10 protein-coding genes are annotated in these 15,611 nt (G+C 70.2%); 6 read left to right on the plus strand and 4 right to left on the minus strand.

From position 1 onward, the window contains the following. Positions 1–53: 53 nt before the first annotated feature. The 3 genes from infA to aat form a co-directional block, all read right to left on the minus strand. Positions 54–272: a translation initiation factor IF-1 gene (gene infA, locus BDK63_RS06160; RefSeq protein ID WP_010627817.1), complete on the minus strand. Its 219-nt coding sequence runs from the start codon at positions 270–272 to the stop codon at positions 54–56. Between the two features lie 117 nt (positions 273–389). Continuing rightward, on the minus strand, positions 390–1,127 hold the full coding sequence (locus BDK63_RS06165; protein ID WP_183330490.1) for an arginyltransferase: 738 nt from the start codon (positions 1,125–1,127) through the stop codon (positions 390–392). Beyond that, a complete protein-coding gene (aat, locus tag BDK63_RS06170) occupies positions 1,124–1,885 on the minus strand; it encodes a leucyl/phenylalanyl-tRNA--protein transferase (protein ID WP_183330491.1) in 762 nt (253 codons plus the stop codon). The genes BDK63_RS06165 and aat overlap by 4 nt, the downstream gene beginning before the upstream one ends. Positions 1,886–2,039: 154 nt before the next feature. Between aat and BDK63_RS06175 the strand changes: the two genes are divergently transcribed. Continuing rightward, positions 2,040–5,330: a DNA translocase FtsK gene (locus tag BDK63_RS06175; protein WP_221202533.1), complete on the plus strand. Its 3,291-nt coding sequence runs from the start codon at positions 2,040–2,042 to the stop codon at positions 5,328–5,330. Positions 5,331–5,459: 129 nt separating this feature from the next. Beyond that, positions 5,460–6,089, plus strand: a complete 630-nt coding sequence (gene lolA / locus BDK63_RS06180) for an outer membrane lipoprotein periplasmic chaperone LolA (RefSeq protein WP_183330492.1) — start codon at positions 5,460–5,462, stop codon at positions 6,087–6,089. A 236-nt stretch (positions 6,090–6,325) separates the two neighbouring features. Here the strand turns inward: lolA and BDK63_RS06185 are convergent, their stop codons facing one another. Beyond that, positions 6,326–7,663 carry a replication-associated recombination protein A gene (locus tag BDK63_RS06185; RefSeq protein ID WP_183330493.1) on the minus strand — a complete coding sequence of 446 codons (1,338 nt, stop codon included), beginning with the start codon at positions 7,661–7,663 and terminating at the stop codon, positions 6,326–6,328. A 179-nt stretch (positions 7,664–7,842) separates the two neighbouring features. On the opposite strand from BDK63_RS06185, the gene BDK63_RS06190 reads away from it, so the two are divergent. The 4 genes from BDK63_RS06190 (at position 7,843) to BDK63_RS06205 (ending at position 15,574) form a co-directional block, all read left to right on the plus strand. Continuing rightward, entirely contained in the window at positions 7,843–8,385 is a 543-nt protein-coding gene (locus BDK63_RS06190; RefSeq protein ID WP_183330529.1) for a hemerythrin domain-containing protein, read from the plus strand. 191 nt (positions 8,386–8,576) lie between these two features. After that, complete coding sequence (murI, locus tag BDK63_RS06195) at positions 8,577–9,356, plus strand: glutamate racemase (protein WP_183330494.1); 780 nt, start codon at positions 8,577–8,579, stop codon at positions 9,354–9,356. A gap of 59 nt (positions 9,357–9,415) precedes the next feature. After that, positions 9,416–10,543 (plus strand): tRNA (uridine(54)-C5)-methyltransferase TrmA, encoded by a 1,128-nt coding sequence (gene trmA, locus BDK63_RS06200; protein ID WP_183330495.1) that lies wholly within the window; start codon positions 9,416–9,418, stop codon positions 10,541–10,543. Between the two features lie 192 nt (positions 10,544–10,735). Then, positions 10,736–15,574, plus strand: coding sequence for an NAD-glutamate dehydrogenase (locus tag BDK63_RS06205; RefSeq protein ID WP_183330496.1), 4,839 nt, complete (start codon positions 10,736–10,738; stop codon positions 15,572–15,574). The last annotated feature ends 37 nt before the right edge of the window (positions 15,575–15,611 follow it).

Raw genomic sequence — 15,611 nt, forward strand, 5'->3', positions numbered from 1 at the left:
CCTTCGGAAGGGCGGGGCGGGTCAGTGGCGCTCGACCGGCGGACAGCGTGCTGTCAGCGGGAGCGGTAGACGATGCGACCCTTGGTCAGGTCGTAGGGAGTCAGCTCGACCTTGACCTTGTCGCCGGTCAGGATGCGGATGTAGTTCTTGCGCATCTTGCCCGAGATGTGGGCGGTGACCACGTGGCCGTTCTCCAGCTCGACGCGGAAGGTGGTGTTGGGAAGGGTATCGACGACGACGCCTTCCATTTCGATATGGTCTTCACGTGCCATATAGGCGGTTCCTCGCTGATGGTATGACAATGCGGCATCGCGACAGGCGTGTCCGTGCCGGAAGAATAGCGCGATATTGTGCCGCATGCCGGCGCCCAAGGCAAAGAAAGCCATCGCTCAGCAGGTGATCATGCGCCGCCAGTGGCGGCCGTCGAGCATCTCCAGGGGCTGGAAGGCCTGCTTGTAGTTCATCTTGCGGCACTCGCGGATCCAGTAGCCCAGGTAGACGTGGGGCAGGCCGCGGCGGCGGCACTGCGCGACCAGGGTCAGCACCGCGAAGGTGCCCAGGGAGCGCCGGTCGAGGGCCGGGTCGGGGTCGAAGAAGGTGTAGATGGCGGAAAGGCCGTGCTCGAGCTGGTCGAAGGCCGTCACCGCCACCAGCCGGCCCGCCAGGCGGAACTCCAGCAGCCGGGCATACTCCTGGTCGAGGGTCAGGAAGGTGCGGTACTGCTCGTGGCTCGGCGGATACATGTCGCCGTCGGCATGGCGGGTGCGGATGTAGCGGGCGTAGAGCGCATAGTGCTCGGGGTCGAAGATCGCCGGCCGCAGGTGCAGGGTCAGGTCGGCGTTGCGCCTCGCCAGGCGCCGCTGGTTGCGGTTCGGGGCGAAGTCGGCCACCGGGATGCGCACCGAGAGGCAGGCGCTGCAGCCCTCGCAGTGGGGGCGGTAGAGGTGTCGACCGCTGCGCCGGAAGCCGAGCAGCGCCAGGGCATCGTAGACCCCCTGGCCGGGTGACTCCTGGGGATCCAGGAACAGCGTGGTCGCCTCGCGCCCCTCCAGGTAGCTGCAGGGATGGGGCACGGTGAGGAAGAAGCGCAGGTCCCGTACGGGCTGTCGGGGGGCATTGCTGCTCACGGTGACTCTCTCGGTTCGAGTTGGCTCGCAACGGGGTGGGTGACGGCCGCGAACGACCAGCAGGCAGGCGTGAAACGGACGGTGCCGGGTTCCACCTCGGGCGCCTTGCCCAGCCACTTCTCAAGATAGCCGATGAAGGCGTCGCGGGCGATGTCCCGGGCCCCGAGGCTGGCCAGGTGGGCGGTGTGCATCTGGCAGTCGATCAGCCGGCCGCCCCCCGCCGCCATGGCCCCGGCCAGCCGCACCAGGGCGACCTTGGAGGCGTCCGGCTCGCGGGAGAACATCGACTCGCCGAAGAACACCGGCCCGAGCGCCACCCCGTAGAGCCCGCCCACCAGCCGGTCCTCGCGCCAGACCTCGACCGAATGGGCGGCCCCCAGGGCGTGCAGCCGTCCGTAGGCCTCGCGCATCGCGTCGGTGATCCAGGTGCCCGGCTGGCCGTCACGCGGCCCCGCGCAGGCCTCGACCACCGCGTCGAAGGCGCGGTCGGCGGTGACCCGGAAGCCGGCGTTGCGGAGTCGCTTGGCCAGGCTACGGCGCACCCGCAGCGCCTCGGGGAACAGCACCATGCGCGGATCCGGGCTCCACCACAGGATCGGCTGGTCGTCGCTGTACCAGGGGAAGATGCCGCGGCGGTAGGCGGCCAGCAGCCAGGCGGGGGAGAGGTCCCCGCCGGCGGCGAGCAGGCCGTCCGGGTCGCGCAGGGCGAGGGTCACCGGCGGGAACTGGATCGGGTGGTCGGCAAGCCAGGGCAGCATCGGGCAAGGCATCCATGCGGGCAAGGTGGCAGTGTGACGCCCGAGGCGATGGGGCTCAAGACGCCAGGCGCCACTGTGATGGTAAGCACTTGCTCGGTATGATTGGCGCGACGGAACCGGAAGACGCCGCTTGAGGCGCAAGGGGGATGACCGCTTGAGTGTCAACAAGAAGACCTCGCCGCGGCGAGTGAGCGCGGCGAATGCCAGGGAAACGGCGAAACGCTTCGGCCTGAGGCTGCAGGGCTCGGCACGCGAGGGCGTGGCGATCGTGCTGCTGGCGGCCTGTGTCTTCCTGCTGCTGGCCCTGTTCAGCTTCCAGCCCGGCGACCCCGGCTGGTCCCGCAGCGGTCCGGAGACCGAGGTGGCCAACTGGATGGGCCCCGCGGGGGCCTGGCTGTCGGATGTCCTCTATTCGCTGTTCGGCGCCAGCGCCCTGTGGTGGCCGGGCATGCTGGGCTTCGCCGCCTGGCGACTGCTGCGCGCCCGCCAGGTCCACCTGGAGTGGGATGCCACCGCCCTGGCGGTGCGCGGCGGCGGCCTGGTGCTGCTGCTGCTGGGCACCACGACGCTGGGGGCCCTGCACTTCTACCTGCCGCCCGGGGAGACGCCGCTGCCCTACTCCTCGGGAGGGATCCTCGGCGAGGGGCTGGTCGGTGCCCTGGTGCCGATGGTCGGCATCGGCGGCACCGGGCTGATGGCCCTGGCCGCCATGCTCTGCGGCTTCCCGCTGTTCACCGGGCTCTCCTGGTTCACGGTGATGGACGAGCTGGGCCACCGCGTATTGCGGCTGTGGGGCTGGATCGCCGAGCGCTTCGCCTTCTCGGCCGAGCGCCGTGCGGCGCCCCCTGCCGACGCGAACGACGCCGACGAGACGCCCGATGAGCGGGCGACCGCCGACCAGCGCCCTGCCGACCAGGGCGCCGCCGAGCCGGAAGCGCGTCCCGCCCGCTCGCGCTGGTGGCAGCGCCTGGTGCCCGGCCGTCGGGCTCCGGACCTGGCCTATGCCGGCGACGGTCGCCGCGAGCCCGGTTTCGGCGACGATGGCGAGACCGAGATTCCCTGGGAGGTGCCCGAGCAGACGCCCTCGGCCAAGCAGCCCGAGGCCGCCTACACGGCGCGTCAGTCGGCTTCCCAGGGCGCCCCCACGCCGCCTCGTGCCACTGCGTTTGCCGCCGCGGGGGGGCGTGACGCCGGAGGGGCCGGCTCTGCCGCGCCGGCGGGGGCGGGCCTCGCCGCCGCGGCGGCCGGCGCACCGCCGCCTGCCGCGGCCAGCGTCCCCCCCGGCACGCCGTCGGGCCCGGCGGGTCGCGAGTCCCGCGAACCCTCGGTCTCCCCGGCCCGGGAAGAGCGGCGCATGCCGGAGACGGTGCCCGAACCGATGCTCCCCGACGACGACGAGCCCGCCCCCGCCTGGAGCGGCCCCTCGCTGCGGGCCAGCCGCGACGAGTCGCCGGAGGCCGACGAGCCGACCGGCAACCCGCCTGGCGACACGGCATTGCCCGAGCGGGCGGATGACCCCGCCGAGGCGGCGCCCACCGCCCGCGCCTCCTCGGGCGCCTCGCCGCACCCGCTGCGGGAGGGCGGCCGGCGCGAGCCTGGCCTGGTGGACTGGCAGGAGGTCGACTGGGACGACACGGACGACGACGAGCCGCGGCTCGCCTGGGAGGAACCCGCCGCACCCGAGCCCGCCGGCGAGCCGCGGGGCCCGCGCCAGGCGTCGTCGCCGGATACCGCCCCGCCACACCGGGACGCCGGCAAGGCCGCCCTGCTGCAGCCGCCGGAGCCGGAAGAGGCCCCGGGCGACGACGAGGCGGAAGAGCCCCGCGTCGCCACCGCCGAGCAGGCTCGCGAGGCCACCGAGGAGGAGGGGCTGCGCCTGTGGACCGTGGAGCACCTGCAGAATCAGCGTCCGGTGCTCGATGACATGCCCGAGCCCGACGGCGAACTTCCGAGCCTGCGGCTGCTCACCCCGCCGGAGCCCCAGAAGCAGAACTACTCGGTCGACCAGCTGGCCGAGATGGCCGAGCTGCTCGAGGTGCGGCTGCGCGAGTACGGGGTCAAGGCCGAGGTGGTGGACACCTGGCCGGGGCCGGTGATCACCCGCTTCGAGATCAAGCCCGCCGCCGGCGTGAAGGTCTCCAAGATCAGCAACCTGGCCAAGGACCTGGCGCGCTCGCTGATGGTCAAGAGCGTGCGGGTGGTGGAGGTGATTCCGGGCCGTCCCACGGTGGGCATCGAGATTCCCAACCCGCACCGGGCGATGATCCGCCTGCGCGAGGTGATCGACTCCGACCGCTACCAGCAGGAGGCCTCGGCGCTGACCCTGGCGCTGGGCCAGGACATCGGCGGCGGCCCGGTGGTGGCCAACCTCGGCAAGATGCCGCACCTGCTGGTGGCCGGCACCACCGGCTCGGGCAAGTCGGTGGGGGTCAACGCCATGCTGATCTCCATGCTGCTCAAGGCCACCCCCGACGAGCTGCGGTTGATCATGGTCGACCCCAAGATGCTCGAGCTCTCCGTCTATGACGGCATCCCGCACCTGCTGGCGCCGGTGGTCACCGACATGAAGGAGGCCGCCAACGCCCTGCGCTGGTGTGTGGCCGAGATGGAGCGGCGCTACAAGCTGATGGCCGCCATGGGGGTGCGCAACATCGCCGGCTTCAACGCCAAGCTCGACGAGGCCGAGCAGGCTGGCGCCCAGGTGGCCGACCCGCTGTGGGAGCCCCAGCCCTGGGAGATGCACCAGACTCCGCCGGTGCTCGAGAAGCTGCCCTATATCGTGGTGGTGATCGACGAGTTTGCCGACATGTTCATGATCGTCGGCAAGAAGGTCGAGGAGCTCATCGCCCGCCTGGCCCAGAAGGCCCGGGCCGCCGGCATCCACCTGATACTCGCCACCCAGCGCCCCTCGGTGGACGTGGTCACCGGCCTGATCAAGGCCAACATCCCCACGCGGATGGCCTTCCAGGTCTCCTCGCGGATCGACTCGCGCACCATCCTCGACCAGGGGGGCGCCGAGAACCTGCTGGGCCACGGCGACATGCTCTACCTGCCGGCGGGCTCCGGCCTGCCGACCCGCGTCCACGGTGCCTTCGTCGACGACGACGAGGTGCACCGGGTGGTGGAGGACTGGAAGCGCCGCGGCGAGCCCGAGTACATCGAGGAGATCCTCTCCGGCGGCGTCTCCGCCGAGGCCCTCACCGGGCTGGAGGCCGAGGGCGGCGGTGACGGCGACGACGCCGAGCAGGATGCCCTCTACGACGAGGCGGTGCAGTTCGTGACCGACTCGCGCCGGGCCTCCATCTCGGCCGTGCAGCGTCGCTTCAAGATCGGCTACAACCGCGCCGCGCGCCTGGTCGAGGCCATGGAGATGGCCGGCGTGGTCTCCACCATGGGCACCAACGGGGCCCGCGAGGTGCTGGCGCCGCCGCCCCCGCGCGACTGAGCCCCGGGCGGCGGGGCCCGCTCAACCATGCAGCAATGATGAAAGCGTCGGCGTGGCCGCAACCCGCCGACCTTCCGAAGGTCCGAGTGTCAGGAATCCATGATGGACCCGTCCAGGGAGACAGAGACGATGACAGTGAAGAAGACCCTTGCCGCACTGGCCATGACCGTGGCGATGCCCCTCTCGGCGTTGGCCAGCGAGGGCGCCGAGCGGCTGACCCGCATGCTCGAGCCGCTGCAGACCTTCGAGGCCACCTTCGAGCAGCAGATCCTCGATGCCGGCGGCGAGCGCCTGCAGGAAGCCCAGGGCCGCATGTGGCTGTCGCGTCCGGGCAGGTTCCGCTGGGAGGTCGATGCGCCCTACCAGCAGGAGGTAATCTCCGACGGCGAGGAGGTCATCCTCCACGACCCCGACCTGGAGCAGGTCACCATCCAGGCGCTGGACCAGCGGGTGACCCACACCCCGGCCCTGCTGCTCTCCGGCAGCGCCGGCGATCTCACCGAGAGCTATGACGTCTCCCGTCAGCAGCAGGGCAGCGCCGAGACCTTCACCCTGGTGCCGAAGTCGGCCGACACCCTCTTCGAGGAGCTGAAGATGACCTTCCGCGGCGAGGCGCTGGCCACCCTGCAGATGACCGACAGCACCGGACAGCGCACCGCCATCGAGTTCCGTGACGCACGGGTGAACGAGGCCATCGACGACAGCCGGTTCACCTTCGAGATTCCCGACGGGACCGACGTGATCCGCGATACGCACTGACTGCGCCGAGCGACAAGCGCCCAGCCGCTCGCTGACGGGCGGCAGGTGTCGAGGAAGGCAGCGAAAACGAGAAACCCCGTCGGAGTTGAATCCGGCGGGGTTTTTTATCGACACATCACACGAAGCCAGCCAGCATCCTGCGGCGCTCGGCGCTCGGCGCTCGGCGCTCGGCGCTCGGCGCTCGGCGCTCGGCGCTCGGCGCTCGGCGCTCGGCGCTCGGCGCTCGGCGCTCGGCGCTAGGCCTCGCCCTCGTCCGCCTCGGCGTCGAGCTGCTCCCGCCAGGCCATCAGCTGGCCGTAGCGCTTCTCCTGGCCATATGCCGTGGGCGTGTAGAAGCGCTGGCGCGGGATCTCGTCGGGCCAGCAGTCGTGGGCGCTGCCGGCGGGGTAGCCATGGGGCTCGCGGTGGGCGTAGCGGTACCCCTCGCCGTGGCCCAGGGACTCCATCAGCCTCGTCGGGGCGTTGCGCAGGTAGCGGGGGACCTCGAGCTGCGGCTGGCCGGCCACGAAGGCCTTGGTCTGCTTCCAGGCCTGGTCGATGGCGTTGCTCTTGGGGGCCACCGCCAGGTGGATGGCGGCGTGGGCGATGGCCCGCTGGCCCTCGTGGTCGCCCAGGCGCAGGTAGGCATCCCAGGCGGCCATCACCAGCGGCAGGGCGCGCGGGTCGGCATTGCCCACGTCCTCAGAGGCGATGGCGGCCAGGCGGCGGATCACGTCCAGCGGGTCGCCGCCGCCCTGCAGGAAGCGGGCGATATAGAGCAGGGCGGCATCGGGGCGCGAGGAGCGCACCGACTTGTGGATCGCCGAGAGCAGATCGTAGAAGTGGTCGCCCTGCTTGTCGAAGGCGCTGGCCTGGTGCCCCAGCACGTCCTCCAGCGCCTCCCGGGGGAGGTGCTCGCCCTGCCCGTCGTCGACGGCGAAATCGCAGGCGGTCTCCAGCAGCCCGAGGGCGCGTCGGGCATCGCCGGCGGCGGCCCGGGCCAGCAGGGCCAGCACCTCGTCGTCGACCCGGAGCCGGCGCCGGCCCAGGCCGCGCTCCTCGTCGCTCAGGGCCCGGCGCATCACCTCCACCAGCTCCGCCTCGCCGAGCGCCTTCAGCACGTGCACCCGGGCGCGGGAGAGCAGCGCCGAATTGACCTCGAAGGAGGGGTTCTCGGTGGTGGCGCCGATCAGCGTCAGCAGCCCCGACTCCACGTGGGGCAGCAGGGCATCCTGCTGGCTCTTGTTGAGGCGGTGGATCTCGTCGAGGAACAGCAGCGTCGCCTGGCCCCGAGCCTGGCGGGCGCGGGCCCGCTCCACCGCGGCGCGGATCTCCTTCACGCCGGCCATCACCGCCGAGAGGTGCTCCAGCTCGGCGCCGGACTCGGCGGCGAGGATCTCGGCGAGGGTCGTCTTGCCGGCACCGGGAGGGCCCCACAGGATCATCGAGCGGACCACCCCGGTCTCGGCCATGCGCGCCAGCGGCTTGCCGGGGCCGACCAGCGCCTGCTGGCCCACGTAGTCCGCCAGCCGCCGGGGGCGCATGCGCCAGGCGAGCGGGGCGGCCTCGTCGGTACCCGATGCAAAGAGGTCCATCAGCTACTCCTTACGTTGACGTAGGGCGGGGCATGAAGGTGGTCCGGCTGCTAGAGTGTCTGGGTATCGTCGGCGAGGCGTCTCGGACGGCTCGTGTTGTGATGAACCCTGTCCATGATCGCGCATCCAACGAAGGATGCCTTCTCCCTTGTCACTACACAGGAGGGCCTGACATGCCCATGCTGACCCAACTGCGTCGGGATCATGCCAATATGGCTCGCATGTTGCACGTTCTGCAGCTCAAGCAGAAGACGCTGGCGACCGGCGAGCGTCCCAACTTCCAGCTGGTGCGTGAGGTCGTCGACTATATCCTCGACTACATGGAAGGGTTCACCCTGCCCCTGGAGCGGCTCTTCAGCGAGCGCCTGCAGGAAGTGGCACCGGAGAGTGCCGAGCTGACCGAACGGCTGGCCACCGACTACCGTGCCGTCAAGTCTCGCCTGTCCCGGCTCTCCAACGACCTGGACATGATCCTGATGGATGCCGTGGTGCCCATGGACCGGTTTGCCGATGACCTCAAGGCCTATCTCGATGCCCACCTGGCCTACCTGCGAGATGAACGGGAGCTGCTCTTCCCGCTGATCCGCGAGCACTTCACCGAGCCCGACCTGGATCGCCTCGCCGAGGCCCTTCCGGAGGGCGCCACGGCGGAGCTCGAGCGGCTGCAGGAGGCCTACCCCGAGCTCTATGCCGAGCTGCGCGAGGCCCCCGAGATCGCCTGACCCGGCCGGGGCGGCGGCGCCTGCCGTGAGCGCGGGCGCCACCGGCTGCGGGTGGCGGCCCGGCTGAGGTAGAATGGCGCCATGTCCAGCCGGGGCCCCACGATGTCCACCAGCCGTCTCTCTCCCATGCCGCCGCCGCCGTCGACGCCCTTCGACCCTCTCGTGGTTGCGCGAGAGGGGAGAGTCGCGCCGTGACGGCGGGGCCCATCCTGGTATTCGACTCCGGCGTCGGCGGCCTCTCGGTGGTCTCGGCGCTGCGCGAGCGGCTGCCCCGCGCGGCGCTCGCCTATGCCTGCGACAACGCCATGCTGCCCTACGGCCTGCGCGAGGATGAGTGGCTGGTCGCTCGGATCCTGGCGGTCTGCGAGGCGGCCGCGGTCGCGAGCGGCTGCAGCGCCCTGGTGGTGGCCTGCAACACCGCCAGCACCCTGGCCCTGGATGCCCTGCGTGAACGCCTGACGGTGCCCGTGATCGGCACGGTGCCGGCCATCAAGCCCGCGGCGGCGCACAGCCGCAGTCGCCATATCGGCCTGCTGGCCACCAGCGCCACCGTGGCGCGCCCCTACACCCTGCGGCTGATCGAGACCTTCGCCGCCGACTGTCGCGTGACCCGCGTCGCCGCCGATGCCCTGGTGCGCGAGGCGGAACGCTGGCTCGCCGGCGAGCCCCTGGATCGCGAGGTGATCCGCCAGGCCCTGGCGCCGCTGTGGGTCGATCCCGAGCTGGATACCGTGGTGCTGGGCTGCACCCACTTCCCGCTGCTGCGGGAGGTGCTGGCCGAACTCGCGCCCCGGCCGGTCGCCTGGATCGACTCCAGCGAGGCCATCGCCCGGCGTACCGCCCAGGTGGTGGCCGGCGTGGCGCCGCGGGAAGGCCCCGGCCCCAGCTTCGTCACCGCCCCGGACCCCCGGCTGGTCCCCGGCCTGGCGGCCTTCGGCTTCGCCGAGCCCCGCCTGCTGTCCCTCGACTGAGCGTGCCGGATGCCCGCTCGCTCCCTGCCCACTCATTCCCACTACCCGGAGGAGACTCCTTGGCCATTCCCGTCGTCGACCCCGCCCGCTATGACGAGCAGCTCGAGGCGAAGCGCGAGCGCATCACCCGCGACTTCGCGCGCTTCGCCCCACCGCCGCTCGAGGTCTACCCCTCGCCGCCGAGCCACTACCGGCAGCGCTGCGAGTTCCGCATCTGGCACCAGGGCGATGACCTCTTCTATGCGATGTTTGAAATACAAGAGTCCGAGGGGGCTCCCGAGGATCCGAAGAAAACGCAGAAGACGGTGGTACGCCTGGACGACTATCCGGTCGCCAGCCGGCACATCAACGAGCTGATGCCGGTGCTGCTCGACGCCATCCGCGACGTGCCGCTGCTGCGGCGCAAGCTCTTCCAGGTGGAGTTTCTCACCACCCTCTCGGGCGAAGCGCTGATCACCCTGATCTACCATCGCCCCCTGGACGAGGCCTGGGAGGGCGAGGCGCGCCTGCTCCAGGAGCGCCTGGGGGCGATGATCATCGGCCGCTCGCGCAAGCAGCGCCTGGTGCTGGCCCGCGACCACGTCTGGGAACGCCTGGAGGTCGACGGTCGCCCGTTCGTCTACCAGCAGGTGGAGAACAGCTTCGCCCAGCCCAACGCCGAGATCTGCCGCTCGATGCTCGCCTGGGCCCGGGAGGTGACCCGCGGCAGCCAGGCGGGTGACCTGGTGGAGCTCTACTGCGGCAACGGCAACTTCACCATCGCCCTGGCCGAGAACTTCCGCCGGGTAATGGCCACCGAGATCTCGCGCACCGCGGTGGCAAGCGCGAGGGAGAACCTGGCCGCCAACGGCATCGACAACGCGGTGGTCGGGCGCATGTCCGCCGAGGAGTTCGCCGCGGCCCTCAAGGGCGAGAAGGGCGGCCGCCGGGTGGCGGAGTGGGCCCTGGACGACTATGACTTCACCACCGTGCTGGTGGACCCCCCGCGGGCCGGGCTGGACGAGGCCAGCTGCCGCCAGCTCAGCGGCTATTCGCGCATCGTCTATATTTCATGCAACCCGGAGACACTGGCGGACAACCTCGAGACCCTGACCGAGACCCACGAGATCACCCGTTTCGCGCTGTTCGACCAGTTCCCCTGGACCCACCACTGCGAGTGCGGCGTGCTGCTGGAGCGGCGCGCCTGACCTCGGCCCGGTCGAGGGCTGTCAAGCGGCGACGCGCTCGCGACGATGCGTAAGCGACATGCTCCATGAGCAAGTCGGCAACTCGGTGGGGCGGGGTCGGGGAGTGGCGTAAGCTGGCAGGCAGGGCGGCCGACTCGGCCGCCGTGTCGAAGACTTCCGGCCGCCGTCGCGGCCCAGGGCACGAGGTGATGGATGCAGCACGTTGCGAACGATGAAGCCAGACAGGATTTTCTCAAGCAGCTGGCCGAGCGGCTGGGCAGCCGCCTGGACAGGGACAAGGCCGCCGAGGTGGAGGCCTTCGCGCGCTACTTCTACGCCTCGGTGCCCTTCGACGACCTGGAGGACCGGCGCCTCGACGACCTCTACGGAGCGACGCTCTCGGTCTGGCACTTCCTGCAGGAGTTCGACCCGGCCTACCCCAAGGTGCGCGTCTTCAACCCCGACTTCGAGGAGCACGGCTGGCAGTCGCCCCACACCTTCGTGGCGGTGCTGCACGAGGACATGCCCTTCCTGGTGGACTCGGTGCGCATCGAGCTCAACCGTCGCGGCATCACCGTGCACGCCATCCACAACGCGGTGCTCGCCACGGAGCGCGACGGCAAGCATCGGCTCAAGCGGGTCGCCTCGCCCCGGGATGCCAAGGCCCCCGAGGCCCGCGAGTCGCTGATCGTCATCGAGATCGACCGCCACTCCGATGCCGCCGTGCTGCAGGATATCCAGACCAGCCTGCACGATGTGCTGGTCGATGTGCGCACCGCGGTGGCTGACTTCGAGCCGATGCGCGAGCGGGTCGAGGCCGCCCTCGAGGAGCTGCGCGCCGGCTGCCCGCCCCAGACCGACCCCGACGACCACCGGGAGGCCATCGCCTTCCTCGAGTGGCTGCTCCACGACAACTTCACCTTCCTAGGCTATGACGCCTACGAGGTCGGCGAGAAGCGCGGCAAGCAGCAGCTGGACAGGGCCAAGGGCAGCGAGCTGGGGGTCTTCCGCCTCGACCAGCCGCGCTATCGCGAGCGGATCCGCACCGAGCTCGGCATCGAGGAGGGCCGGTTCGTGCTGGTGCCCGAGCTGCTGTCGTTCGCCAAGAGCGCCCACCATGCCCGGGTGCATCGCCCCACCTACCCCGACTACATCTCCATCGACCGCTACGACGAGCAGGGCAACCTGGTCGGCGAGCACCGTTTCCTGGGCCTGTTCACCGCCACCGTCTACAACGAGTCGCCGCGCAACGTGCCGATCCTGCGCCGCAAGCTCAAGACGGTGATGGAGATCGCCGGGTTCAATCCCAAGGGGCACAACGGCAAGCAGCTGCTGCAGATCCTCGAGGTCTATCCCCGCGACGACCTCTTCCAGATCGATACCCGGGAACTGGCGCAGACCGCGCTGGGCATCCTGAGCATCCGCGAGCGACGCCGGGTCCGGCTGTTCATCCGCGAGGACCGCCCCGGGCGCTTCTACTCCTGCCTGGCCTTCGTGCCGCGCGACGTCTTCTCCACCGAGCTGCGCCTGCGCATCCAGGCCCTGCTCTGCGAGGAGCTGGGCGCCACCTTCGGCGACTTCAACACCTACCTGTCGGAGTCGGTGCTGGCGCGCATCCAGTTCATCCTGCGCTTCGAGGGCGACCGCCCGGCCGAGTACGACATCAAGCGCCTGGAGGCCAAGGTCGCCCAGCTGGCCCGCAACTGGCGCGACGACCTGCAGGCCGCCAGCATCGAGGGCTTCGGCGAGGAGCAGGCCAATCGCCTGATGGACCGCTTCCGCGACGCCTTCCCGGCCAGCTACCGCGAGGACTTCAACGCGCGCACCGCGGTCTATGACCTGCAGCACATCGGCGAGCTGGACGAGGGGGCGCCGCTGGCGCTGTCGCTCTACCGGCTGGTGGAGGAGGAGGGCAGCGGGGTCAACCTCAAGCTGTTCCATCGCGAGGCCCCCATCCCGCTCTCCGACGTGCTGCCGATGATGGAGAACCTCGGCCTGCGGGTGATCGGCGAGCGCCCCTACGAGATCGAGGCCACCGATACCCGCTACTGGATCCACGACTTCGACCTGGAGCACCACACCAGCACCGAGGTCAACCTCCAGGAGATGCGCGAGCCCTTCATCGAGGCCTTCCAGCGCCTCTGGGCCGGGGAGGCGGACAACGACGCCTTCAACCGGCTGATCATCGGCGCCAACCTGGACTGGCGCGAGGTGGCGATGCTGCGCGGCTATGCCCGCTACCTGAAGCAGATCCGCTTCGGCGTCTCCCAGGAGTACATGGCCAACGCCCTGGCCAGCTACCCGGAGATCACCCGCGAGCTGGTGACCCTGTTCGAGCTGCGCTTCGATCCCGAGGAGCGCCCCGCCGAAGGGGAGATCGACGACTGCCTGGCGCGCATCCAGCGCCTGCTCGATGACGTGGCCAGCCTCAACGACGACCAGCTGCTGCGTCGCTACATGGAGCTGATCCAGGCCACCCTGCGCACCAACTACTACCAGCGGCGCGAGGACGGCCAGCCCAAGGACTACATCGCCTTCAAGCTGCAGCCCTCGAAGGTCACCGGGATGCCCAAGCCGCGCCCGGCCTTCGAGATCTTCGTCTGCTCGCCCCGCGTCGAGGGCGTGCACCTGCGCGGCGGCAAGGTGGCCCGCGGCGGGCTGCGCTGGTCCGACCGCTTCGAGGACTACCGCACCGAGGTGCTCGGCCTGGTCAAGGCCCAGCAGGTGAAGAACTCGGTGATCGTGCCGGTGGGCGCCAAGGGGGGCTTCGTCTGCAAGCGCCTGCCCGAGGGCGACCGCGAGGCCTTCCAGCGCGAGGGGATCGAGTGCTACAAGACCTTCATCCGCGCGCTGCTCGACGTCACCGACAACCTCAAGGGAGGCGATGTAGTGCCGCCCCGCGAGGTGGTGCGCCACGACGAGGATGACCCCTACCTGGTGGTGGCAGCCGACAAGGGCACCGCCACCTTCTCCGACATCGCCAACGAGATCTCCGCGGAGTATGGCCACTGGCTGGGTGACGCCTTCGCCTCCGGCGGCGCGAACGGCTACGACCACAAGAAGATGGGCATCACCGCCAAGGGCGCCTGGGAGTCGGTGAAGCGCCACTTCCGCAACCTGGGAGTGAACACCCAGCAGGACGAGTTCACCGTGCTGGGCATCGGCGACATGGGCGGCGACGTGTTCGGCAACGGCATGCTGCTGTCGGACCGGATCCGCCTGCTGGGGGCCTTCAACCACCTGCACATCTTCGTCGACCCCACGCCGGATGCCGCGGCCACCTTTGCCGAGCGCCAGCGGCTGTTCGAGATGCCACGCTCCAGCTGGGAGGACTTCGACGCCTCGCTGATCTCCGAGGGCGGCGGGGTGTTCAAGCGCAGCGCCAAGTCGATTCCCATCTCCAAGCCGATGAAGGCCGCCTTCGGCATCAAGGAGGACAAGCTCTCGCCCAGCGAGCTGATCCAGGCGATGCTCAGGTCCCACGTCGACCTGATCTGGAACGGCGGCATCGGCACCTACGTCAAGGGCAGCGAGGAGAGCGATGCCCAGGTGGGCGACAAGGCCAACGATGCGCTGCGCATCAACGGCTGCGAGCTCAACTGCAAGGTGGTCGGCGAGGGCGGCAACCTGGGCCTGACCCAGCGCGGCCGCATGGAGGCCGCCGCCCGGGGCGTGCGGGTCAACACCGACTTCATCGACAACGCCGGCGGGGTCAACTGCTCCGACCACGAGGTCAACATCAAGATCCTCATCGACGAGGTGGTCGAGCGCGGTGACATGACCCTGAAGCAGCGCAACCAGCTGCTGGCCGACATGACCGGCGAGGTCTCCGACCTGGTGCTGCTCGACAACTACCGCCAGACCCAGGCGCTGGATCTCTCGGAGCTGCTCTCCCGCCAGGGCGTCGGCCCCTATCGTCGCTTCATCAGCGAGCTGGAGGCCCAGGGCCAGCTGGACCGCGAGCTGGAGTTCCTGCCCGCCGACGAGGTCCTCGAGGAGCGCGCCGCCAACCAGCAGGGCATGCTGCTGCCGGAGCTCTCGGTGCTGATCTCCTATGCCAAGAGCGTGCTCAAGGGCGACCTGATCGCCTCCGAGGTGCCCGACGACCCGACCATCGCCCGCTACGTGGAGCGCATCTTCCCGAAGGCGCTGGTGGAGCGCTACCGCGACGAGATGTACGAGCACCGGCTCAAGCGCGAGATCGTCGCCACCCAGGTGGCCAATGACCTGGTCGACCACATGGGCATCGTCTTCGTGCGGCGACTGATCGACTCCACCGGGGCCGGTCGGGCCGACATCGCCCGGGCCTACGTGATCGCCCGGGAGGTGTTCCAGCTCGGCACCCTGTGGCAGCAGATCGAGGCCCTCGACAACCGGGTGGCGAGTTCGGTCCAGTACGACATGATGCTCGACCTGATGCGGCTGATCCGCCGGGCCACCCGCTGGTTCCTGCGCAGCCGCACCGGCATGAGCACCCGGGAGACCATCGACTACTTCGCTCCGCGCCTCGCCCCGCTGCAGGAGAGCATCGGCAAGCGTCTGCGCGGCGAGGAGCTCGAGGCCTGGGAGGCCCGCCGCGGCGAGCTGGTCGAGGCCGGCGTGCCCGTGGGGCTGGCCGCGATCGTGGCGGCGGCGGGCAGCCTCTACGCGGCACTGGGCATCATCCAGGCGGCCCGCCAGGCCGACGAGAAGCCCCAGAAGGTGGCCGAGGTGTACTACGAGATCGGCGCTCGGCTGGAGCTGCCCTGGATGATCCGCCAGATCACCGAGCTCAGGGTGCGCGACAGCTGGCAGGCCCAGGCCAGGGAGACCTTCCGCGACGACATCGACCGCCAGCAGCTGGCGCTCACCGTCAGCGTGCTGCAGATGGAGGGCGGGCCCCGCGAGGCCACCGAGCGGGTCGACCAGTGGCTGACCCTGCATGGCAGCATGCACAGCCGCTGGTGCCGGCTGCTCGAGCAGGTGGGCAGCGGCAGCCAGGGGGGCTTCCCGCTGTTTGCCGTGGCCGTGCGCGAACTGGTCGACCTGGCCGAGAGCAGCCGCGAGACCTGATGCCCTTCGGGTCATCCCGCCACGACGAACCCCGCCA

The organism is Halomonas campaniensis, assembly GCF_014193375.1.
Lineage (GTDB): Bacteria > Pseudomonadota > Gammaproteobacteria > Pseudomonadales > Halomonadaceae > Halomonas > Halomonas campaniensis.

What these genes read in the sequence shown, in the direction of transcription:
- infA (WP_010627817.1), bottom strand. Translation starts at nt 272, where the DNA reads ATGGCACGTGAAGACCATATCGAAATGGAAGGCGTCGTCGTCGATACC.
- aat (WP_183330491.1), bottom strand. Translation starts at nt 1,885, where the DNA reads ATGCTGCCCTGGCTTGCCGACCACCCGATCCAGTTCCCGCCGGTGACC.
- lolA (WP_183330492.1), top strand. Translation starts at nt 5,460, where the DNA reads ATGACAGTGAAGAAGACCCTTGCCGCACTGGCCATGACCGTGGCGATG.
- BDK63_RS06185 (WP_183330493.1), bottom strand. Translation starts at nt 7,663, where the DNA reads ATGGACCTCTTTGCATCGGGTACCGACGAGGCCGCCCCGCTCGCCTGG.
- BDK63_RS06190 (WP_183330529.1), top strand. Translation starts at nt 7,843, where the DNA reads ATGCTGACCCAACTGCGTCGGGATCATGCCAATATGGCTCGCATGTTG.
- BDK63_RS06205 (WP_183330496.1), top strand. Translation starts at nt 10,736, where the DNA reads ATGCAGCACGTTGCGAACGATGAAGCCAGACAGGATTTTCTCAAGCAG.